The 21471-nt window shown below is 52.9% G+C and carries 20 protein-coding genes; 15 read left to right on the forward strand and 5 right to left on the reverse strand.

The window, feature by feature from the left end; translation table 11 throughout:
- Positions 1–11: 11 nt before the first annotated feature.
- On the reverse strand, positions 12–1766 hold the full coding sequence (locus N7E73_RS07775; RefSeq protein WP_432738485.1) for a HAMP domain-containing sensor histidine kinase: 1755 nt from the start codon (positions 1764–1766) through the stop codon (positions 12–14).
- A gap of 375 nt (positions 1767–2141) precedes the next feature.
- Between N7E73_RS07775 and N7E73_RS07780 the strand changes: the two genes are divergently transcribed.
- Positions 2142–2384 (forward strand): phage regulatory CII family protein, encoded by a 243-nt coding sequence (locus N7E73_RS07780; protein ID WP_432738486.1) that lies wholly within the window; start codon positions 2142–2144, stop codon positions 2382–2384.
- A gap of 14 nt (positions 2385–2398) precedes the next feature.
- Here N7E73_RS07780 and N7E73_RS07785 read toward each other — a convergent pair whose 3' ends face one another.
- Positions 2399–5137 carry a cyclic nucleotide-binding protein gene (locus N7E73_RS07785; RefSeq protein WP_432738487.1) on the reverse strand — a complete coding sequence of 913 codons (2739 nt, stop codon included), beginning with the start codon at positions 5135–5137 and terminating at the stop codon, positions 2399–2401.
- Between the two features lie 164 nt (positions 5138–5301).
- Between N7E73_RS07785 and N7E73_RS07790 the strand changes: the two genes are divergently transcribed.
- The 3 genes from N7E73_RS07790 to N7E73_RS07800 all read left to right on the forward strand — a co-directional run bounded on the left by N7E73_RS07790 (position 5302) and on the right by N7E73_RS07800 (position 8783).
- Entirely contained in the window at positions 5302–7239 is a 1938-nt protein-coding gene (locus tag N7E73_RS07790) for an ArnT family glycosyltransferase (RefSeq protein ID WP_432738488.1), read from the forward strand.
- Complete coding sequence (gene rlmN, locus N7E73_RS07795; protein WP_432738489.1) at positions 7236–8273, forward strand: 23S rRNA (adenine(2503)-C(2))-methyltransferase RlmN; 1038 nt, start codon at positions 7236–7238, stop codon at positions 8271–8273. The genes N7E73_RS07790 and rlmN overlap by 4 nt, the downstream gene beginning before the upstream one ends.
- Before the next feature lie 210 nt (positions 8274–8483).
- A complete protein-coding gene (locus N7E73_RS07800; protein ID WP_432738490.1) occupies positions 8484–8783 on the forward strand; it encodes a hypothetical protein in 300 nt (99 codons plus the stop codon).
- Positions 8784–8801: 18 nt separating this feature from the next.
- Here the strand turns inward: N7E73_RS07800 and N7E73_RS07805 are convergent, their stop codons facing one another.
- Complete coding sequence (locus tag N7E73_RS07805) at positions 8802–9425, reverse strand: TetR/AcrR family transcriptional regulator (RefSeq protein WP_432738491.1); 624 nt, start codon at positions 9423–9425, stop codon at positions 8802–8804.
- A 235-nt stretch (positions 9426–9660) separates the two neighbouring features.
- Here N7E73_RS07805 and buk point away from each other — a divergent pair, with 235 nt between their 5' ends.
- From buk to N7E73_RS07830, 5 genes are all read left to right on the forward strand, one after another.
- The gene (buk, locus tag N7E73_RS07810; RefSeq protein ID WP_432738492.1) at positions 9661–10752 is read left to right on the forward strand and encodes a butyrate kinase; all 1092 of its coding nucleotides are present in this window, start codon (positions 9661–9663) and stop codon (positions 10750–10752) included.
- 271 nt (positions 10753–11023) lie between these two features.
- Positions 11024–11863: a Fe-S cluster assembly protein NifU gene (nifU, locus tag N7E73_RS07815; protein ID WP_432738493.1), complete on the forward strand. Its 840-nt coding sequence runs from the start codon at positions 11024–11026 to the stop codon at positions 11861–11863.
- A 1-nt stretch (position 11864) separates the two neighbouring features.
- Positions 11865–13058: a cysteine desulfurase NifS gene (nifS, locus tag N7E73_RS07820; RefSeq protein ID WP_432738494.1), complete on the forward strand. Its 1194-nt coding sequence runs from the start codon at positions 11865–11867 to the stop codon at positions 13056–13058.
- A 136-nt stretch (positions 13059–13194) separates the two neighbouring features.
- Positions 13195–14118 carry a cysteine synthase A gene (cysK, locus tag N7E73_RS07825; RefSeq protein ID WP_432738495.1) on the forward strand — a complete coding sequence of 308 codons (924 nt, stop codon included), beginning with the start codon at positions 13195–13197 and terminating at the stop codon, positions 14116–14118.
- A gap of 12 nt (positions 14119–14130) precedes the next feature.
- The gene (locus tag N7E73_RS07830; protein WP_432738496.1) at positions 14131–15015 is read left to right on the forward strand and encodes a serine O-acetyltransferase; all 885 of its coding nucleotides are present in this window, start codon (positions 14131–14133) and stop codon (positions 15013–15015) included.
- 114 nt (positions 15016–15129) lie between these two features.
- Here the strand turns inward: N7E73_RS07830 and acs are convergent, their stop codons facing one another.
- Positions 15130–17001 (reverse strand): acetate--CoA ligase, encoded by a 1872-nt coding sequence (gene acs, locus N7E73_RS07835; RefSeq protein ID WP_432738497.1) that lies wholly within the window; start codon positions 16999–17001, stop codon positions 15130–15132.
- 159 nt (positions 17002–17160) lie between these two features.
- The gene (locus N7E73_RS07840) at positions 17161–18027 is read right to left on the reverse strand and encodes a LytR/AlgR family response regulator transcription factor (RefSeq protein ID WP_432738850.1); all 867 of its coding nucleotides are present in this window, start codon (positions 18025–18027) and stop codon (positions 17161–17163) included.
- 209 nt (positions 18028–18236) lie between these two features.
- Between N7E73_RS07840 and N7E73_RS07845 the strand changes: the two genes are divergently transcribed.
- The 6 genes from N7E73_RS07845 to N7E73_RS07870 all read left to right on the forward strand — a co-directional run bounded on the left by N7E73_RS07845 (position 18237) and on the right by N7E73_RS07870 (position 21451).
- Positions 18237–18626 (forward strand): Fur family transcriptional regulator, encoded by a 390-nt coding sequence (locus N7E73_RS07845; RefSeq protein ID WP_432738498.1) that lies wholly within the window; start codon positions 18237–18239, stop codon positions 18624–18626.
- 154 nt (positions 18627–18780) lie between these two features.
- The gene (rbr, locus tag N7E73_RS07850) at positions 18781–19356 is read left to right on the forward strand and encodes a rubrerythrin (protein WP_432738499.1); all 576 of its coding nucleotides are present in this window, start codon (positions 18781–18783) and stop codon (positions 19354–19356) included.
- A 29-nt stretch (positions 19357–19385) separates the two neighbouring features.
- Positions 19386–19769: a desulfoferrodoxin gene (locus N7E73_RS07855; RefSeq protein ID WP_432738500.1), complete on the forward strand. Its 384-nt coding sequence runs from the start codon at positions 19386–19388 to the stop codon at positions 19767–19769.
- A gap of 15 nt (positions 19770–19784) precedes the next feature.
- Positions 19785–19964 carry a rubredoxin gene (locus tag N7E73_RS07860; RefSeq protein ID WP_432738501.1) on the forward strand — a complete coding sequence of 60 codons (180 nt, stop codon included), beginning with the start codon at positions 19785–19787 and terminating at the stop codon, positions 19962–19964.
- A gap of 30 nt (positions 19965–19994) precedes the next feature.
- The gene (gene rd, locus N7E73_RS07865; protein ID WP_432738502.1) at positions 19995–20153 is read left to right on the forward strand and encodes a rubredoxin; all 159 of its coding nucleotides are present in this window, start codon (positions 19995–19997) and stop codon (positions 20151–20153) included.
- Positions 20154–20248: 95 nt separating this feature from the next.
- Positions 20249–21451 (forward strand): FprA family A-type flavoprotein, encoded by a 1203-nt coding sequence (locus N7E73_RS07870; RefSeq protein WP_432738503.1) that lies wholly within the window; start codon positions 20249–20251, stop codon positions 21449–21451.
- Positions 21452–21471: the final 20 nt, after the last annotated feature.

The following is a 21471-nucleotide window of genomic DNA, read 5'->3' on the forward strand; positions in this document are numbered from 1 at the left end:
TTCACGGCCTTTCAGCCGTCCGTCACCGGAAGCTTCACACAGAATGAAGAACCGGTTCCTGTTTTCGCGTCAACCGGGCTTTCCACCCAGATGTCGCCGTTGAAGTTTCGCACAAGGCTGCGACAGAGAGCCAGTCCCAGTCCGGAACTACCGCCCCCCACAGCATTTTCATCCAGTTTTACAAATCTTTCGAAAATCCGCTCCCTGTCTTCGGGGGCGATTCCCGGCCCTTCGTCGGTTACCCGGCTCACGACATACCCGTCATCAATTTCAGCTTCAACCCGTATCAGGCTGTTCTCCGGGGCGTACTTGACGCCGTTTTCAATCAGGTTGTCAAAGATCTGCACCAGCCCCTCATCCGTGCCGGAAACCTGAACGTCAGGGATATCTCCGGACTCAATGCGGATATTCCTTTTCTTCGCGGCAGGAACAAGGTTGGTTACGCTGTGCCGGATGCATCCGGACAGATCCGTTGGGCTGGTACGCAGTTTCTTGCCGGAGTATTCACTGCGGGTCAGGGCAAACATGCTGGTAATGACCTTGGACATGTGGTTTGCATTGTCCAGGATCGTTCCGAGAAATTTTGCAAGAATGGCTTTATCTTCCGGAGGATTGTCGATCAGGGTTTCGGAATACCCCTTGATGCTGGTAAGCGGGGTGCGCAGCTGGTGGGATGCATTGGATACGAAATCCCGGAGAATGCGTTCTATCCGGCGGACCTCGCTTATGTCGTGGAAGACAAGGATCAGTTTTCTGCGGCTTTTGTAGTCTTCATAGGAACAGATGGTGACGTTCATGGAACGCCCGTCCTGCAGATCGATAATCAGGGAATCGGAAACGGCCTCATTGTCCGGACGGAGAATGCGGTCCACGCTGTCCTGAATCTCATGTCTGGTCAGGACCTCCAGCGGCATGCGGCCGATCATATCGCGGGTCTGGGGGGCGATTTCAAGCATGGACTTGTTTACAGACTCAATCCGCCCCTTGGGATCAAGAACCATGATGCCTTCCTTCATGTTCTCGAACATGGCATCAAGCTGGTTTCTCTGGTCCTCTATTATGCGGATATGTCCCTGAATCTTCCGGGCCATGGTGTTGATGGAATCCGCCATACCCTGAAATTCGCCACCGGGAATAACCCTGATCCGTTTGCCGTAATCGCCCTCGCCGATAGCCGCTGCAGTGTCAGAAACTTCCTTGACCGCGGCATTGGTACGCCCTCCGATAAACTTGAGGGTAATGGCGGCCCCTCCGGCTATGACCAGAAGCAGGATGGTGAAATGCAGCTTAATGCGCTCCAGCCGCTCCCCTATAACCGAGTACGGCATGGCAAGCCGGATGAATTCTCCATCCTTGTCCATGGTCTGGGCCACATAAAGCATCCGTGTTTTAAGCGTTTTGCTGTACCGGATATTCTTGCCGACACCGGAAGCTTCAGCCGCGATAACTTCAGGACGGCTGGAATGATCATCAAGTTCGGGCAGGCGGCTGGCACTTACACTGGAATCGGCCAGAACCTGCCCGTTTCGAATGTAGGTGATCCTGATTTCAAGGTTCTGCCCCAGCTCGGTTATTTCTTTCTGAAATGATGACGTCCCCGGCACTTCCGGGCTGTGGCTGACCTTCCAGCGCACGAATTTCAGGAGCCGGGTAGTATTCTGTCGGCTGGACGAAGTCAGTTCCTCCGAAACGGTCTCGTAATAAAACCAGAAAGTAAGCATCAGGGCGCAGAGCATAACTGCCCAGCCCCAAAGCAATATTTTCATATGTAGAGATTTGTTCGGCAAAAGAACTCCTCCACCGGAGTATTGTTACAAAAAGCGCCGGAATTCCCTGTTCCCGTCACAGACGAGTAACAAGCATGTAATTTTTCTTAGGTCAAGTTTTGTTACGACGACTAAAGAACGAACCAAAAAACCATAATAACAAACACTTACACACCTTAAGGCGTGTTTACCCCACCGGACAACATTGTTACAATACAGTGACAATTTCATTTTGTCAGCAGAACAACCTCTGGGCAGGGACAAAAATGCGTCTTATCAGTATGTAAGAGCTCAAAACCAAGGTTGAGGTAAACAATCTTTTGGGATATTGAAGCAAAAAACTAAGGCAATGTGAATGGAAGGATTATTCGATTTATGTCTGAAAAAATTGACAAAGCAATTCAAAATCTTGTTTTAAACGGACCGGTTCCGCTGGAAGAACTGGCCAGACAACTGGGCAAAACCCCGAAGACCCTTATGCGCGAAGTAGATCCTGAAGACAAAAAGGCCAAACTTGGTGCGGAAACACTTGTGGAAATAATGAGAATCACCGGCGGTGTTGAGCCTTTGCGGCTCATGGCCGAAGAGCTGGACTATTCAATTGAGTCCATTGACTAAACACGTCCTGAACTCTACTTCCTAACCGGAAAACTCCGAGACGGCAGCAGCCACGGTCTGCTTTCATATTCAAAGATCAATTGCAGACCATTGTAGTTGTCGTATCCACCTCCCATCTGAAAATATTCCTGCAGAAGCACCCCGGACATCCCCGGTAACACTGGGGGATTCACGGGCTCGGCTGTTCCGTTAACCGCAGATGCGACCTGCACTTCCTGCCCGTCATCGGCATTGCCGTCTGAGGCCAGTTCCAGCGCGACAGCCCGGATCATTTCATTTTCCGCTTCAACTGCAATCCGGTTCAAAGCCGCCCTGCGCTCACCTTCGGGAACGGCTGTGAACACTTTTCCAAGCACTACGGCCTCTTTCAACTGCGGGCCTCTGTCCTGCGCTTCATCATAAATATCGTCGGCCTCGGCAACACGACCGAGCGCAAGGTTCACGCACGCCTGATTATTCAGCAACCGCGCCTGTCCATCCCCGTCACTCAAATCGAGGGCCAGAGCATACAGGGAACGGGCCCGTTCCAGCTCAGCTGTGGAATTACTGTAAATGCCCAGCAGAGCATGGGCATCCGCCTGAAGAGCAACTGCCTGCCCACGGCTTTGTTCGTCGGAAAAAGCAGCTCTCCCCGCCAGCCCAAGGGCCTCGGCAATTGCCGCTGAAGGATCAATGACCATCTCCCGTATAAGCAGGTTCAATTGAAGGAAACGGGCCCTGTAGCCCACGCCTGCCCCCAACGGAGTACCAAGCATTCCCCTGACCTCGCTCCGATTCCGTGAATTTACGGAGAAGTAATAACAGGCTGAAATAACGTCCTGTTCATCCGGATACTGTTTGAGCAGATCCGCAGTCTGACTGTACATGGCGTCCAGTGCCTGCAAATCAGTCATGTCCGGATACGCCAGCCAGTTATCGAGAACCCGGATACCCTTTTCAATCAGCAGGGCCTGAGGCCGATTGAACCTTTCATAACCGTCAGCATACTCAGCAGCCTTGGGAAGCAGAAAACGGGTTGCCGCCGCTTCCTCCGAACTCCTTCCTTCACTATGAATTGTAGGCAGGGCTTCACCGGTAATACGTTCTATCTTGTAGGCAAGGGCCAGCTCATAAAAGAAACGGTCTTTTCCTGAAAGCCGCTCGGCCCTTTCAAGATAGGGACGGACTGAAAGAAGGTTGCCGGTGCGCTGAAATGCCAGCCGCGCAAAACCGATAAAAGGCCGGGCATCATCAGGATGGGAACTGTGCAGATCATGGAACAGCGGCTCCGCAAGGTCAGGACGGTCAAGCAGAATCAGGGCATCACCTTTTTTCAGCTGCAAGGCAAAGTCATCAGCCTCTCCAACAGAGGAAACGGTTTCGCAAAGGGCACCCCAATGCCCAAGACCGGTTATCTCTCTGCGCAATTCCGCCGAAAGATCCGGCTCGGCAAGAAGCGGCCTCAACAGCTCAACCGCAGCATCACCGACATCCGGGTCCAGATTGCTGTACTGAGCTTTGGCGGCGGTGATCAGCATTTCCGGAGAAACCGGCAGGGAAGAAACCGAAACAGCACCGGCCAGCAGAGGGGCAGCCTTTGTTATGTCCTCAGCCTTAATGGCCTGCTCTCCCAGAGAGTAGAGCACCCACGGGGCAACCGGAGAATGTGGGCGGTCGGAAAAAATACGTGCGGCAAGTATGGTCTGGGCCTCCTGCGCGGCCGCCTGCGCCCGTCCAAGAAATTCAATACGGCTGAGTGTCTTCGTAAACGAAGGGTTTTCCGGGCTAACTTCAACGCCATGCTGAAGTTTATCGATCATATTCCGCACTGTGCGGGAATCAAGCACCGAACAGAGCTTCATCAGGAGAATGCACATATCTCGGCAGGAATTGTCGTAGGAAGCAATCCTGTCCCGAATGGCAGCAGCTATGTCGACCAGTTCCTCGATCATTTCCGGGGAATATTCCTCTTCAACCTGTCCCAGTTCTTCGAGGATATGCCCGCCATGATAAGCCAGGCAACCGGTACAGTTGGCATACTGGATGCTCTTCCTATCCCCGCCGGAAGCAGGAGCCGGGAACTCCGGTAGATCTGCATCAGGAGGTCCGAGAATATTGTCCAGAACATTCATTCCGGGGCCCGGCATTTCCCCTGCCACAATCATGCGTTTTTCCCGGACGGCAATGCGTACCTTGCGCCCGTCCGTCCCCGGAGTCAGATAGATTCTGGCCCGTTCGAAAAGCCCGCAGTTATCGAGAATAACCCTGGCCGCAATGATCTTCTGGGGAGTGGCCTGCTCTCCGGGAAAAATCTGAGCCAGCGCCATTATGGCATTGGGGGTTAGCCTGGAGTCACCGCTGACCTCCACCTCACTTACAGACTGGTTGGAAATAAGCTCCGCAACTGAAGCAGCGAGTTTTCCAGCAGCCGGTCCTGAAGTGTGCCCGCCGACCTGCCGTCCTTTAAGAAAGACTTCCGGCTCCAGGTGGAAATTATCCGTGAGCAAAGCCGAAAAGGATGTTCCATTTGCTTTTTTTTCCACCAGTCCGGACAACCGGTATCTGGCATGGCTTTCTTCCGCAGTACTGTTCGCAGACACCACACCGGACTCAACCAGAGCTGTCTCCAGATGAGAAACAAACTCCGGCACAGAATTTCCGTCCTGATCCTGAAAATCACCCACAGCCAGAAAAGGAGCTGCGCAAACGGACACAGGGAGCAATACGGATAAAACGAGCAGAAGAAAAAAATTTGCGGTCAAAGGAAAACGCATGCAAGCCTCTTTTTGAGATAACACAGGATATGTACTGACTTTACAGGTATCCTATCAGGGCCATTTAATCCAGCCCCACACCTTTCGACTTGCCGGAAAAACTCTGCTAGAAGAGGTCTGCGCGCACAGGAGCGCGACCAAACAATTCATTTCTGGGAAAAATAATGACTGAGCAAACGGAATCTGGACTTGATAAATTCTGCCGGGAACGCTGGCCCATGCTGCTGGCACTACTGCTGCTTTTTTCTGTCATAGTATCCACATACGGTACCTGGCTGAACTATTTCTACGACATTGACGAGCCCAAATATGCACGCTCCGTTTATGAAATGATAAAGAGCGGAAACTTCCTCGTCCCCATGTTCGACGGTATACCGCGTATGGAAAAGCCGCCTCTGGCTTACTGGGTAATGTCCCCCTTTGCCTGGCTTGCATCGCTCAGCGATTTCAGCGGGAACACCCTCTTCGTGCTGCGCATCCCCACAATCATATGCTCAGTTCTCATGGTTCTGGGCACCGCCCTGACCGGGCGCCGCCTTTTCGGTCCTGCCACCGGACTTCTTGCCGGGGCGATCCTGCAAAGCTCGGTGCTGTTCAAATTCATGGCCGTAATGATGAAGGTGGACGTGGTCTTTGCCTGCTGCGTTACCTGGGCCAGCTACTTTTACCTTTTACGCTATCTGGGAGACAGAAGCAGAAAGGTCGCCACAGGCGGGGCAATCCTGACCGCACTGGGTGTGCTTGCAAAAGGGCCATTCGCCTTTCTGCCCATGGCCGGATACGTTCTGGCTGAAGGGATACGTTTCAATACGCAAAAGGCCCGCGAATCCGACACGCAAAGCACGTTTTTATCCTCGCTGAATATACGCGGACTTGTGGCGGCCAAATGGAACGAACGCAAGATTATCCTGCTCTGGTTTGTCGCCGGATGCGTTCCCTTCTTCCTCTGGCTCTACATGGCATGGACGAACAGCAGCTTCGACTACACTCAGGGACTGATAGGACAGTTCTTCCACAACACGTCCACAACCGGCACCAAGGCCCTGGACAAACTGTCCCGTCTTGACCCGTACATTGATACACTGACCGTCATCTTTTTCCCCTGGGGAGGATATGTTTTCGGCACCGTTTATTCAATCTGGCGCAGCTTAAAAGAGCGCTTTGATGAACGGTATGTATTCATGGCCTGCGTTTTCCTGATCTACCTTGCGGTATTCACCCTGCTTTTCAAGCTAAAGTCAAACCGCTACATGCTGCCGGTTCTACCGCTGCTGTCCATCCTCGTCTGCGACTGGCTGCTCAATGCAAGGCGGGACAAGGCCTACCGTACCATGTTTGAGATGGGCTTCATCTGGCTGTGCTCCATGGCCGCAATGCTTGGATACCGCTCATTCAAATCAGGCAATGTCTCGGTCAACCTTGCTGACGGAGTTGTGGTCGGACAGTACATGGACCTGATGCTTCCCTTCTTCATCGCTTTGGGATGCTTTTTCCTTGTACTGCTCTACGTAAGCATAAAACAGCATGACTACCCCGCCCTGCACATCACGGCAGCCGCGGTCGCGATCTCAACGGTCATGCCTTTCTACTACCATGCCCTGCCGGCCTACAGCAGCCTGACAGAAAACAGACCCCTTCCTATCATGGGACAGGCTGTGACCGACAGGCTCAAAGAGTTCGCCGGCCCGGACACCCTGATCATGCATCGCCCCTATTTCATCAAGACCTACCCGGATGTTGTCTACTTTCTGAAAAAGCTTGATAACGGATCAAAGTGCATGTACTCGCTCGGTTCCGGTTCCCATCCGGGAGAAATCCTGCAGGCGCTGGCAACTCCGCACATGGCTGCCGATCTTTTCAAAAAAGAGCACACTGATGCTGAAAAATATCCGGCCTACAGCTACTTCAGGAACACTGAATTCAAAAATGCGGTTCTGCTTTTAACCAACGACGATTACACAGAATTCTACAGGTTCATTCAATCCATGCCGCCGATGCTCCGCGAGCTCCTTACGGTTGAGGAACTGGATGTTTTAACTGTAAAATGGGTGAACCAGCGTGTTTATATCCTACGCTTCAGCCCGGGAAACAACGATAAATGATAGATATACTCGACCTTGACTACAGCGAGCTTGAAAGCTTCGTGGTTCAGGAACTCGGAGCCCCCAGATTCAGGGCAGCACAACTCTGGCAGTGGCTCTGGCAGAAAGGAGCCCCGGATTTCGATGCCATGACCAATCTTGCCAAGAACTTCAGGGAGGAACTGAAAGGCAGGGCCATGATCCGCCACCCGCAGGTGGACGTGGTCCAGACCAGCAAGGACGGAACGGTCAAACTGCTGCTGCGCCTTGACGACGGGGCCCTTGTGGAAACCGTGCTCATCCCCATGGACGGTCACTACACTCAGTGCCTGTCCACTCAGGTAGGCTGCGCCATGGCCTGCACCTTCTGCAACACCGGACTGATGGGCTTCGAACGTAACATGTCCATGTCCGAAATACTCGGGCAGGTTCTTTCGGGCCGTGCCTACCTTGAGCAGAACGGGCATGCCCCGCTCAAGAACCTTGTTTTCATGGGCATGGGCGAACCGCTGCTCAACCTTGAAATCCTGATCAAATCGCTCAAGACCCTCAACAATCCTGACGGGCTGAATTTCTCCAGACGCCGGATCACGGTATCATCCGTTGGTTTCATAAAACAGCTTGAAATTCTGGGACGGGAAGAACTGACCCTGCCTGCCATATCCCTGCATGCCCCCACACAGGAACTGCGGGAAAAGATTATGCCCAAGGCCGCCAAGACCCACATCAAAGACCTGCTGGCCGCAATGGACCGCTATCCGCTGCGTCCGCGGGAACGGGTAACTTATGAATACCTTCTTCTGGGAGGGGTCAACGACTCCATCGAACATGCAAAACAGCTGGTAAAGCTGCTGGGACACCGCAAGTGCAAGGTAAACCTCATTGCCTACAACCCCGGTGACAAGCCTCTGTACAAAGCTCCGAGCAAGGAGCAGGTTCTGGAGTTTGAAAAGCATCTCTGGAGCAAAAACATCACAGCCACGATCCGCAGGTCCATGGGTCAGGACATCAAAGCCGCCTGCGGGCAGCTAAAGGCTGACCAGCAGAAGCATTAAAAACCGATCGAAGAAACTTTCAGCCGGGTAAGGACAGAACCTTACCCGTTTTTTTTACCATATCAGGTGATGGGCCCAGGAAAAGAAACAGTCCAAACGGGTTCGTATGTCCCGGAGAAAACCGGTGCTGACTGGTAATACCCCTGACAGAACCCTGATACGGCAACATGCTGACAAACAAGATTTCAGCCCAACAAAGGAGCTGCCGTCATGACCGGAATAGGCATTAACGAAATTCTGCTCGTCCTGATTATTCTCGGAGCCACCATCCTGCCCTTCTGGCTGGGACTGCGGCTCAGAAAAACGCGTCCCGACGTTCTGTGGATCGGAATTGTCCTGACCATGCTCTTCGGGCCGCTGGGGCAAGTCTACGTGGAAGGTTGGATTCCATGGTTTCTGATCCTGCTCGGAGTCTGCATCGCGGCACAGCAGCTGTTGCCCCCGGAAGCCGCCATGCTTATAATGATAGTCTCTTCCCCGCTGGTTTTGTTCTTCAGAATGCGTCGATAGCAAAAGCCTTGCAGTGTACTAACAGGGGAACAGCAGTCCCTTGAGCATCTGGTTCATGGTCTTTTCCATGCGTTCCCAGCCGATTTCCTCCTGAAGGCTGACCCCGCCGAAATGCCTGGTGGTCAATGCCCGTATGGCAAGATAGGAAATCCCCCCGCCAAGCAGAGCCACTGCCGCTGCAAGGTCCGCGTCGTCCGGCACGTCCGGAGTCAGGTGTTCAAAAAACTCCAGGGCCGTCCTGATCCGTATATCCTCCAAGACCTCAGAAAGCGGAGTCCTCTCCAGCATTTCCCAGGCCAGCAGCTTCAAAGTGTCAGGCCGAGTTTCCAGCGTGCGCCTCAGGGCCGAAAAAAAAGCCCCGACCTGCTCTTCGGGGGGCAGATCCGGAAACTGCGCCGGAGCATTTGCCAGAAGCTCCTCTGTGGTGGGCCAGTAGATTCCGGAACACCCGAGTTCAATCATCAGATTTTCAAGCCCGTTGAAGTAACTGTACAATATTTTTCGGGACACTCCAGCCCGCTGAACTACTTCTTCCACATCCAACCTGTTGAACCCGTTCTTTGCCGCACACTTGTAGGCGGCATGTAAAATCTTCCTGCGTGTGGCGGTAATGGTGTTTATCGGTACAACTTTCAGTGTCATATTCCATACCTTCGATGATTTACCAGCGTTATGCCTTTGACGGGCTTTTATTTGTCATCCTGCTAATTCAGCATGTTACGGATCAAAGTAACCATGGACTTCTGACCTCAGTCAAGGACTCATGCACCGGCAGAAGGTACAGTCCAGCTCTACTGGGGCAGGAACATCTTTTGTTTTTGCACATTTTATCACATAATGTACTTGTAATTAAGCATCATATTCATGGAGACAATGAATGCCAGACAAAATACTCGTGATAAATCCGGGCTCAACCTCTACCAAGGTAGCCATTTTCTGCGATGAAAAAATCTGTTTTGACGCTGAGGTGCGTCATCCGCGCAGCGAGATAGATAAATATTCTTCTGTAATGGAACAGCTGGACTTCAGAAGTGCATCTGTTATGGACCTTATTAAAAACGAACTTGCAGACGATATACCCGGTATTGTGGTCGGACGCGGAGGCCTCCTTAAACCGATCCCCGGAGGACCGTACTCGATTAACGATGACATGATCGCAGACCTCAAAAGCGCGAGATATGGTGCCCATCCCTGCAACCTTGGAGCCATGATCGCCCGGACACTTGCTGACAAATGGGGAATCCCCTGTATGATCATGGATCCGGTGGTTACGGATGAAATGGACCCGGTGGCAAAGCTGACCGGCCTGCCTGAGATAAGACGGCGAAGCGTATTTCACGCTTTGAGCCAGCGAGGGGTTGCACGCAGCGTGGCAGAAAAAATGGGGATCGTTTATGAAGAATCAAAATTCATCGTCTGCCATATGGGAGGCGGAATCTCCATTGGAGCCCACCGTTACGGCAGGGTCGTGGATGTCATCAATGCCCTTGACGGAGAAGGCCCATTCAGCCCCGAGAGATCGGGAACCCTACCGGTGCTTCCTGTCCTGCAGCTTGTCGAGTCAGGGAAATACTCCTTTGCGGAAATAAGGAAGACCATCACATCAGGCTGCGGTCTTCTCGCCCTGACCGGCACAAATGATCTACGGGAAATCGAGGCCCGCATAGCTGCCGGAGCCCCTGAAACCGAACTGATATTCGAAGCCCTGATCTACAACATCGGCAAGCACATCTGCTCGTTCATACCTGCTCTCATGCGGAAGGATAAGACAAACAAGTCTGTCAGCGCCGTAATTCTCACCGGCGGACTGGCCCGCAGCACAAAGCTCGTTGCAGCGGTGGAAGAGCTCGTAAACTTTATTGCTCCGGTCATTCCAGTCACAGGACTGGAGGAAATGGAAGTAATGGGCCGCGGCGGTCTTGCTGTTCTTCGCGGAGAACTCATCCCGCAGACGTATGTAGCTGATTAATTTTTTAAGGGGCTGATTACGATCAGCCCCTTGTATTTTTCCCGTATGATCCTAAATTAAGATCATACGGATATAATTCCTTGCGGAGGCAGGGAGTTGAGCGTACAATAAATCATACCAAAAAGGTATAAAATATCTAGTCCATGAAGCACGTACAAAGAATTATTTCTTCACAGGAAGCAGGAAGTGCGTATAGTTATAACAATCTGAGTTCTGAGTTCCACGCCCAGACCAAAATAAACTCCCCCACTCCGGGGATGCGGAGGACACCATGTGGGAATATACTGATAAGGTAAGAGAACATTTTCTTGATCCCAAAAACGTAGGTACAATAGAAGACGCAGATGCCGTCGGTGAAGTCGGCTCCCTCTCCTGCGGAGACGCACTGCGCCTCTTCCTCAAGATCGATAAGGACGGCAGAATTGAGGATGCCAAGTTCCAGACATTCGGCTGCGCAAGCGCAATTGCCTCCAGCTCCATTCTGACCGAACTGATCAAGGGCATGACCATTGAAGAGGCCGAAAAGATCACCAACAAGGAAATCGCCGAGGCTCTTGGCGGCCTGCCCAAGGAAAAGATGCACTGTTCCGTAATGGGCCAGGAAGCACTTGAAGATGCCATCCGCAGATATCGCGGACTTGAAGCTGCCCCGGCCCCGGAAGGGGAAATCGTCTGTAAGTGCTTCGGCGTTACCGACCTGCAGATAAAGCGTGCCGTGCTCGACAACAAGCTGACCACAATTGAGGAAGTGACCAACTTCACCAAGGCAGGCGGAGGTTGCGAGGAATGTCACGGGCGCATTCAGGAGATCATCACCGAAACCCTGACCGGAAAGGCTGCGGTCCCGGCACCTGAACCGGAAAAGCCTGCCAAGCTGACCAACATAAAGAGATTCCAGCTGGTCACCAAGATCATTGAGCAGGAAATCCGCCCGGCCCTGAACAAGGACGGAGGAGACATTGAGCTGATCGACATCGACGGACATGAAGTCATCGTGTCCCTGCGCGGCTCCTGTGTGGGATGCCCTTCCAGCGGCAACACCCTCAAGGGATTCGTTGAACGCAGACTCAAGGACACCGTGGAACCTGAAATAACCGTGCGGGAGGCTTAAAATGTGTGCCGCATATCTTGATAACAACGCCACAACCATGGTCGCACCGGAAGTGCGCGAAGCAATTCTTCCCTTCCTCGGAGAGGAATACGGAAACCCGTCTTCCATGCACCGACTGGGCGGCAAGTCCGGCCTGCACATGGAACAGGCCCGCCAGAAGATAGCTGCAGGGCTGAACTGCGATCCGGATGAAATCATCTTCACTTCCTGCGGAACTGAAAGCGACAACACCGCCATTTTCTCCGCCATAGAATCCCAGCCGGAAAAAAGGCATCTTGTTACCACCCGCGTGGAACACCCTGCAGTGCTCAACGTGGCCAAGCACTACGAGCGCAAGGGCTACGATGTCACCTACCTGCCGGTAGATTCCAGGGGACTCTTCGATCTCGCCCAGTACCGCGACGCCCTGCGTCCTGACACAGCCATTGTTTCGGTGATGTACGCCAACAACGAATCTGGCGTAATTTCCCCGATCGAGAAGATGTCCATGATCGCCAAGGAAAGGGGCATCCTATTTCACACTGACGCTGTTCAGGCCGTGGGCAAGCTTCCCATCGACCTGAAGAAGCTCCCCGTGGACTACCTTGCCCTGTCAGGCCACAAGATCCACGCTCCCAAGGGAGTAGGAGCGTTATTCCTGCGTCGCAACGCCCCGTTCCGTCCCTTTATGCTCGGCGGACATCAGGAACATGGTCGGCGCGGGGGAACTGAAAACCTGCCCGGCATCGTCGGACTCGGAACGGCCATGGAGCTGGCAGTAAAGCACATTGACGAAGAAAATACCCGTGTGCGCGCCCTGCGTGACCGCCTTGAACAGGGTCTCATGTCCGCCATTCCCGATGCAATCGTGAACGGCGACAGGGAAATGCGCCTGCCCAACACCCTGTCCATCGCCTTCAAGTACATTGAAGGAGAAGCCATGCTGCTCATGCTCGACCAGTTCGGCATCTGCGCAAGCTCCGGATCAGCGTGTACTTCCGGGTCACTGGAACCGTCCCACGTCCTGCGGGCCATGGGGGTTCCCTTCACCTATGCGCACGGTTCACTACGGTTCTCCCTGTCCATCTACAACTCCGACGAAGATGTAGACCTCGTGCTCAGAGAACTGCCGTTGATCATCAGCAGGCTGCGGGAAATGTCCCCCTTCCGCCGTGGTGATGAAGGGCTCGACTGGGTGGATGAACACCACCACTAGCAGCCGGGCCGCTTATTGTGAGCTGGCTCAATACGGACAGGATATTTCCATATCAGAAAAATCTTGTCCGTATTTTTGCTTTTTATAGAGATTTAGGGCAGGAAATCAAAAAATACATCAATCAAGAGGGTTGATTATGAATATACATGAGTCCATGATTTCTCTGGTCGGGAACACTCCGCTGGTCAGGCTGAACAAAGTAACCGAAGGCTGCACCGCACAGGTTGCCGCAAAGCTCGAATTTTTCAACCCCTGTTCATCGGTCAAGGACCGCATCGGCGTCTCCATGATTGAAGAAGCGGAAAAACGCGGCGATCTCAAACCGGGAGCAACCGTTGTCGAACCCACCAGCGGCAATACCGGCATCGGTCTTGCCTTTGTCTGCGCGGTAAAGGGCTACAAGCTGGTCCTGACAATGCCTGAATCCATGAGTCAGGAACGCAAGGATCTGCTCAAGGGATTCGGTGCGGAACTGGTTCTTACTCCGGCTGCACAGGGAATGACAGGAGCGATCAACAAGGCCAAGGAAATCACCGCTGCCGATCCGAACGCATTCATGCCCCTGCAATTTGAAAACCCTGACAATCCGCTGGCGCACCGCAATAAAACCGTCAACGAAATCTGGGATGATACGGACGGCAAAATTGATATTTTCGTTGCCGGGGTCGGAACAGGCGGAACCCTTACCGGGGTCGGCGCAGAACTCAAGAAGCGCAATCCTTCAGTACAGGTGATCGCCGTGGAACCGGAAAAATCTCCGGTGCTTTCCGGCGGCAGCCCTGCCCCGCACGGTATTCAGGGCATAGGAGCCGGATTTGTACCCGGAGTTCTGGAAACCGGAATCATCAGCGAGGTGGTGAAGGTAGCAGATGAAGACGCAGTTGCCATGTCCCGCCGCCTGATCAAGGAAGAAGGAATCCTGTGCGGAATCTCCGCCGGAGCCGCAGCCCACGCGGCAGTCCAGATTGCAAAAAGACCGGAAAACAAAGACAAGCTGGTGGTATTCATTGTTCCCGACACCGGAGAACGTTACCTGAGCACCACACTTTTCAAGGAATAAGGTTAAGATAAAATGGTTAGCAAGATCGGAAGCCCGCTTTTGGCGGAAGTTGTCGAGGCCCTGTGCGAAGAAAGTTCCTACGAGGCCGTATACCACATGCCCGACCATGACAGGCCCATGCCCTCACTCGAAGCACTTGGAGAGCTGGTTGAAAGGCTGCGGGCGGTCATTTTCCCCGGATATTTCGGTAACTCCGAAATAAGGCCCGAGACCATGCGCTACCACATCGGCGGCAATCTTGATGTGGCCTACCGGATTCTGGTGGAACAGATTCTGCGCGGACACTGCTTTTTCTGCAATGCCGATGAGCGCAGCTGTCTCGACTGTGAAGCGGCAGCAAAACTGATCGCTTCCGAGTTCATGGCCAAGCTGCCGGAAATCCGCCGCCTGCTTGCTACCGACGTTCAGGCTGCCTACGTGGGAGACCCCGCATCAAAAAGCCCGGGCGAAACCATCTTCTGCTATCCCAGCATCATCGCCATGACCCATCACCGTATCGCGCATGAGCTGTACAAGCTTAATGTGGACCTCATCCCGCGCATTATCGGCGAAATGGCCCACTCCAAGACCGGCATAGACATTCATCCCGGAGCGCAGATCGGCGAGCATTTCTTCATTGATCACGGAACCGGCACTGTCATCGGCGAGACCTGCATCATCGGCCGTAACGTCCGCCTCTATCAGGGCGTAACCCTCGGAGCCAAGAGCTTCCCGCAGGACGATTCAGGGCAGCTTATAAAAGGCATCGCCCGTCATCCCATCGTTGAAGACAACGTCATCGTCTACTCCGGGGCAACAATCCTCGGTCGCGTGACCATCGGACAGGGCTCCGTCATCGGCGGCAACGTCTGGATCACCCGCTCCGTTGAAGCTGGAGAACGACTGCTGCAAAGATAAATGTCCGGCAGCTCGTTAAATTGGGATGAGTTCGATGCGCTGCGCGCAATTGACGACTTGATTTTGCCTCCTGAGACTTAAGCTCTTCAAAAAGAGTTTAAGCCCCAGGAGGTATTACTCTTTCAAGGCAGTCCGTAAAATTTTGCCGCTGGAAGTCTTGGGCAGGTCATCGCAGAATTCGATGGCCCGAACAACAACGATAGGCCCAAGCTCACGGCGGATGTGCTCCTTGAGTTCACGGTGCAGGTCATCGGTCCTTTCCACGCCGTGCTTGAGGGTCACATAGCCTTTGGCCACCTGCCCCTTGATCTTGTCGGGCACGCCGACCACAACGGCTTCGGCCACATGCGGATGGCTGGCCAGTGCGCTCTCCACTTCAGCAGTTCCGATGCGATGTCCGGAAATGTTCAGGACATCATCAGCCCGCCCCTGAATCCAGAAATATCCGTCCTCATCCTTACGGGCCACATCACCGGCATAGAACATACCGGGTATGCGGTTCCAGTAATGATCCATGACCTCGGCGCGATCACCGAGCACATCGCTGAACATGGCAGGCCACGGCTTCCTGATGACCAGAAATCCGCCCTTGCCGGCAGGAACGGGATTACCCTCACTGTCCACTACATCGGCATCTACGCCGGGCAGCGGTCGGGTCACCGATCCGGGTTTGAGAACCGACACCGGCATGGGACTGATCATGATCATTCCGGTTTCAGTCTGCCACCACGTATCCAGTACCGGACACTGGCCCTTGCCGATGATTTCGTACAGCCAGAGCCACGCTTCAGGGTTGAACGGTTCCCCGACTGCACCGAGAATACGCAGCGTGGAAAGATCATGCTGATCAGGATAGCGGTGCCCGAAACGCATAAGAGTGCGTATCTGGGTCGGCGAGGTGTAAAAAATAGTCACCCCGTACTTGGAAACAATATTCCACATCCGATCCGCCTGCGGGTACAGCGAATGCCCTTCATACATGACCGTGGTGGTTCCCGCCAGAAGTGGCCCGTAAACGAGATAGCTGTGACCGGTAATCCAGCCGGGATCGGCTGAACACCAGAAGATATCCGTGGGCTTGAGGTCGAAGACCCACTTGAAAGTGCGGTGCACCCCGACCATGTAGCCGCCGTGCGAGTGGACCATACCCTTGGGTTTGCCTGTTGTTCCTGAGGTATGCAGGATGAAAAGCGGATCATCGGCAGCCATGATTTCAGCCGGGGCATGCGGACGTTCGTGACGGACAAGATCTGCATACCAGCAGTCGCGGGCCGAATCCATCTCCACTTCAACGTTGGCTCGGTGCACGACGACCACGGATTCGGCAATACCGTCCGGGGTGCTCAGCAGGGCCCGGTCGACCTCCTCCTTGAGGCGGATGACCTGACCGTTACGGTAGAATCCGTCGGCGGTTATCACTACGCGGGGCTTGATCTCACAGAGCCGTTCACGGAGCAGTCGGGCGGAAAACCCTGAAAAAACGAGAGAGTGGACTGCACCGATCCGGGCGCAGGCCAGCATGGAGATGACCGTCTCGGGCAGTTGCGGCATATAGAGAACCACCCGGTCACCTTTGGTCACGCCCAGTCGCTTAAGACCGTTGGCGAAACGGTTTACGGCCCGGTAAAGTTCGTAATAGGTATACTGCCGGGAATCACCGGGTTCACCTTCCCAGATGAGGGCCAGCCGGTTCTTGTTGACGGTTTCGATGTGCCGGTCCAGAGCATTGTAGACGATATTGCAGCGTGCCCCGGTAAACCAGCGGAAATGAGGAGCATCTGACGAGTCACAGACCTTGTCCCACTTGGTGAACCAGTCCAGTTCCTCGGCAGCCTCTTCCCAGTAGGCACACAGGTCGATATCCGCAAGCTCCCGCGCGGCACGTAAATCCTGCGGATTCACCCCGGCGTCGATAAGCATTTGCGGCAACGGGCGGAACACCCTCATTTCATGCAACAGGCTGTCCAGTGTTTCTTTATGATCCACGGAGCCCTCCATTCTTTGATACGACCAAGCACACCTCTGTGATAAAACATAACCCGCCAATTCGGGAAGCGGACTTTTCATGATGCAATCTAGCCGTGGAGAGCATCCACTGCATCCCATAATCGGCAAACGGCGTAAGGATTCCGGTAAGCGGCATGGCTACATCCCCAGAATCTGTTTCAGCTTGCCGATACGCCGCCTGCTGATGGGCAGCTCGATACGGGTCCTCCCCGCAGTCCTGAGCATGAAGTTGCTTCCGGGAAGCGTGGCTATCTCGGTAACCATTTCAAGGTTAACAAGATATTTCCGGTGAACCCGCAGAAAACGGTGCGGTTCAAGGCGTTCTTCAAGATTTTTGAGCCGGTGGGAGGTGAGAAATTTCTGATTTGCGGTATGCACGTATGAATAATCCTCATAGGCCTCTACAAAGATGATCTGCGTGTAGGGGATGAGGATCATGCTGCCGTCCTGGTTGACCGGCAGTTTCTCTATTTCCGGCTGGCGGGTCTGCGAGAAATCCCAGGCATTCTTCAGTGCCGAAAGGAAGCGATCCTGTTCATCATCGGCAAGCGGCAGCTGGAGAGTCTCCTCGCCGGTTTCAACACCGGTGCCGGACTCCTTCCAATCCGAAGGTTCAGGAATCTCCCTGAAATGACTTTTGAACCGGGCGATACGCTCAAGGGTTTTGCCCATTCGGTCTTTATCCGGGGGCCAGATGAGATAATCCACAGCGCCAAGCTCAAAGGCCTGATAGGCTTTTGTTTCATCCTCAGCAATGAAAATGAGTCCGGGCTTGTGCTTGCTTGCTCCCAGCGCCTGAGCCAGCTCTACACCGCTGCCCCCTTCGCCAAGATCAAGAGCGAGAAAAATTATCCCGTAACCGACAGCCTTGTGCAACTCCAGTGCTTCATCGGCAGCAACAGTCTCCCCAAGCACGCGCACGACCTTAGACCCGGCAAGATTTCTGCGGATTTCGGAACGGACATCCGGATCCGGATGGATAATAAGTGCTTTAAGGCTGGGCAACATAGCTCCGTCACTGAAAATGTCTTATTGTTTCCTGATAGCTTTATTCACAGTGAACTGCAAGGTCATGATCGCCGTAATTTCACACTATAATAATTTACTTTGTCAGCTGCGGTGATAATTTATCCAAGGTTCAGAGGCATGGTTTCATAAACTTCACTTGACACAAACAAGAATTGTTACTACTAATTAGTCAACGCGAGGTCATTATGAAAATAGGACAAAGAAGATCAAAGCAAAGGGAATTAATCCTTGAAGAACTGAAAGGGTTGACCTGCCATCCCACAGCCGATGAACTGTACGAGATGGTAAGAAAACGCATTTCAAATATCAGCCTGGGTACGGTTTACCGGAACCTTGAGCTGCTGGCTGCCAATGGAGTCATCCTGAAAATCGAAACAGGTGGAAAAAACCGTTTTGACGGGACCTCGGCACCGCATCCCCATATCCGCTGTATACAGTGCGGTAAGGTTGACGATGTCAAACAGCAGATAGAAGCTCCGCCTCTGGATCGTTTACAGGCCAGAGGGTACGAGGTGCAGGGATGCTGCATAGAGTATTTCGGTCTCTGCCCGGACTGCATATCATCAAGCCACTAAAAAATTACCCGCGCATTCAGTGAGTTACGGCAGGGCAACCTGCCGTAGTCATTATTTTACATAAAATAGACTGACAGCAACAATGTTAGTTGTTAGTTTTGATGTGCCTCTATCCATTTCGCCATAATCAAACAATCGTTTAAGGAGCGGTAATATGTCCGAACTTAAAGGGACTCGTACTGAAAAAAACATTCTGACTGCGTTTGCAGGCGAATCGCAGGCCCGCAACCGCTACACCTATTTCTCATCACAGGCCAAGAAAGAAGGCTTTGTGCAGATTTCCAAAGTCTTTGAAGAAACCGCCAATCAGGAAAAAGAACACGCCAAAAGACTCTTCAAGCTTCTTGAAGGCGGAGAAGTGGAAGTTACCGCTTCCTTCCCCGCAGGGGTTATCGGCAGCACTGTCGAAAACCTCAAGGAAGCTGCCGGCGGAGAAAGGCACGAATGGCAAGAAATGTATCCCGATTTCGCCAAAATTGCCGAAGAAGAAGGCTTCACTGCCATTGCAGCAGTATTCAGAGCAATTGCCGTGGCTGAAGAATTTCACGAAAAACGCTATCTTGCTCTTGCAAAAAACATTGAAGACGGAAAAGTTTTCAAAAAGGACGCTCCTGTGGTATGGCAGTGTCAGAACTGCGGATACACCCATCAGGGCGCATCTGCTCCTGAAAAGTGTCCGGCCTGCGCACATCCTCAGGCTCATTTCCAACTGGTCTGTGAAAACTGGTAGCAGAACCCAAACTCCCCATGGAGGGCAAAATGGCTGAACTGTATGAAGTTTATAAATGTGACACATGTGGCAATATCACCATGGTAGTTCACGGCGGAGCGGGAGAACTCGTCTGCTGCGGCAGCCCCATGAAACTCCTTGTCGAAAATACCGTTGATGCCGCCAAGGAAAAACATGTTCCCGTCATTGAAAAAATCGACGACGGCTACTTGGTAAAAGTTGGCGCAGTAGCACACCCCATGGAAGAAAAACACTGGATTGAGTGGATTGAACTTTCCTGCGGAAACGCACGCCACTTCAAGCAGCTCAAACCCGGCGATGCTCCCGAAGCAAAATTCTGTGCATGTAAGAACAGCACCGAGCCTGTTGTTGCACGCGCATACTGTAACCTGCACGGCCTCTGGAAGGCATAAGCACGCAGGTCAAGCATGGCAGAGCCCAAAGACATGTATCAGTGCCAGATGAGCAACTGCGGCTACATCTACAATCCCGACAAGGGAGACCGAAAAGGGAAAATAGCCAAGGGAACCTCTTTTGCCGAACTGCCTGAAGACTGGAAGTGTCCGGTCTGCGGTGCAAGCAAAAAAGCGTTCAAACCCCTGGGATAAATTAATACTACACTTAATGGAGATTGAATCATGAAATACGTATGTACACTTTGTGGCTGGGTTTATGATCCTGCTGTAGGCGATCCTGATGGCGGAATCGCTCCTGGAACCAAATTCGAAGATCTGCCCGAAGACTGGGAATGCCCGGTCTGCGGTGCATCCAAAGACGACTTCGAGCCTGAAGATTAATCATTCTAAACCACAGCTGAATTTACACGAAAGCCGGGCCTAATCCCGGCTTTCGCGCACTTGAACTCATAAAAAATAACAGTGAGAATATTAAAGTGAGACCTGTTGAAATTAAAAAAGGTGTGCACTGGCTCGGCGTAATCGACTGGAACTGCCGTAACTTCCACGGCTATGCCCTTTCCGCCAAAGGCACTACCTACAACTCCTTCTACATTGAGGACGAGAAGAAAGTTCTGATCGACACCGTATCCCACGGATTCGAGAACCAGCTTCTCTGCGCACTCAGCCACCTGACCAATCCTGAAGAAATCGACTACATCGTAGTCAACCACCTTGAGCCTGACCACGCCGGTTGTCTCGACAAGATGGTTGAGATCTGCAAACCCGAAAAGATCTTCGTATCCCCCATGGGCGGTAAGGCCATCGAAACCTTCTTCGACTGCAAGGGCTGGCCCCTGCACATCATCAAACCCGGCGAAGAAGTTTCCATCGGCAAACGCACCCTGCGTTTCTATGAAACCAGAATGCTGCACTGGCCCGACAACATGTTCACCTATGTTCCTGAAGAGAAAATGCTCTTCACCAGTGATGCTTTCGGTCAGAACATCGCCTCCAGTGAACGCTATGTAGACCAGTTGAGCAAAGAAATGGTTGCAGACTACATGCAGCAGTACTTTGCCAACATCATCACCCCCTACGCTCCCAAGGTTCTCAAAACCCTTGAAACCTTCGCCGGCCTGAACCTTGATCTGGACACCATCTGCCCGGACCACGGTCTCATTTTCCGCGGCGAGGACTGCGCTTTCGCCCTTGAGAAATATGCTGAATATGCAAAGCAGACTCCCAAGAACAAGGCTGTCCTCTTCTACGACACCATGTGGAAATCCACAGAAAAAATGATCAACGCTGTTGCTTCCGGGCTTGCCTCCGAAGGCGTCTCCGTAAAGGTCATGTCTGTGAAAGCCAACCACCACAGCGACGTCATGAGCGAAGTTTTCGACGCTGCAGCCGTGGTAATAGGCTCCCCCACCCACAACAACGGCATTCTGCCCGGCATGGCTGATACTCTGACCTACATCAAGGGTCTTCGCCCGCAGGGCAAGATCGGTGCTGCAGTCGGGTCTTTCGGCTGGTCCGGAGAGTGTGTGAATATCCTTACCGAATGGCTTGAAACCATGGGTATGGAAATCATCGAGCCCAAAATCAAGGCCAAAAACCGCCCTGACCATGACGCTCTGAAAGAGTGCTTCCAGCTCGGTGTAAACATCGCTGCAGCAATCAAAGAAAAGATCGGTTAATAGTCCACATGGCGGGCGGA

The sequence above is a fragment of the Maridesulfovibrio sp. FT414 genome, from assembly GCF_050916235.1.
Taxonomy (GTDB): Bacteria; Desulfobacterota; Desulfovibrionia; order Desulfovibrionales; family Desulfovibrionaceae; genus Maridesulfovibrio.

Bases quoted from the DNA above. Each gene is read 5' to 3' on its own strand.
- buk (WP_432738492.1), top strand. From the start codon at position 9,661: ATGCCAGACAAAATACTCGTGATAAATCCGGGCTCAACCTCTACCAAG.
- N7E73_RS07830 (WP_432738496.1), top strand. From the start codon at position 14,131: ATGGTTAGCAAGATCGGAAGCCCGCTTTTGGCGGAAGTTGTCGAGGCC.
- nifS (WP_432738494.1), top strand. From the start codon at position 11,865: ATGTGTGCCGCATATCTTGATAACAACGCCACAACCATGGTCGCACCG.
- N7E73_RS07845 (WP_432738498.1), top strand. From the start codon at position 18,237: ATGAAAATAGGACAAAGAAGATCAAAGCAAAGGGAATTAATCCTTGAA.
- nifU (WP_432738493.1), top strand. From the start codon at position 11,024: ATGTGGGAATATACTGATAAGGTAAGAGAACATTTTCTTGATCCCAAA.
- cysK (WP_432738495.1), top strand. From the start codon at position 13,195: ATGAATATACATGAGTCCATGATTTCTCTGGTCGGGAACACTCCGCTG.
- N7E73_RS07775 (WP_432738485.1), bottom strand. From the start codon at position 1,766: ATGAAAATATTGCTTTGGGGCTGGGCAGTTATGCTCTGCGCCCTGATG.
- N7E73_RS07860 (WP_432738501.1), top strand. From the start codon at position 19,785: ATGGCAGAGCCCAAAGACATGTATCAGTGCCAGATGAGCAACTGCGGC.
- rlmN (WP_432738489.1), top strand. From the start codon at position 7,236: ATGATAGATATACTCGACCTTGACTACAGCGAGCTTGAAAGCTTCGTG.
- N7E73_RS07805 (WP_432738491.1), bottom strand. From the start codon at position 9,425: ATGACACTGAAAGTTGTACCGATAAACACCATTACCGCCACACGCAGG.
- N7E73_RS07855 (WP_432738500.1), top strand. From the start codon at position 19,386: ATGGCTGAACTGTATGAAGTTTATAAATGTGACACATGTGGCAATATC.
- rbr (WP_432738499.1), top strand. From the start codon at position 18,781: ATGTCCGAACTTAAAGGGACTCGTACTGAAAAAAACATTCTGACTGCG.
- N7E73_RS07785 (WP_432738487.1), bottom strand. From the start codon at position 5,137: ATGCGTTTTCCTTTGACCGCAAATTTTTTTCTTCTGCTCGTTTTATCC.
- N7E73_RS07800 (WP_432738490.1), top strand. From the start codon at position 8,484: ATGACCGGAATAGGCATTAACGAAATTCTGCTCGTCCTGATTATTCTC.
- N7E73_RS07790 (WP_432738488.1), top strand. From the start codon at position 5,302: ATGACTGAGCAAACGGAATCTGGACTTGATAAATTCTGCCGGGAACGC.
- rd (WP_432738502.1), top strand. From the start codon at position 19,995: ATGAAATACGTATGTACACTTTGTGGCTGGGTTTATGATCCTGCTGTA.
- N7E73_RS07780 (WP_432738486.1), top strand. From the start codon at position 2,142: ATGTCTGAAAAAATTGACAAAGCAATTCAAAATCTTGTTTTAAACGGA.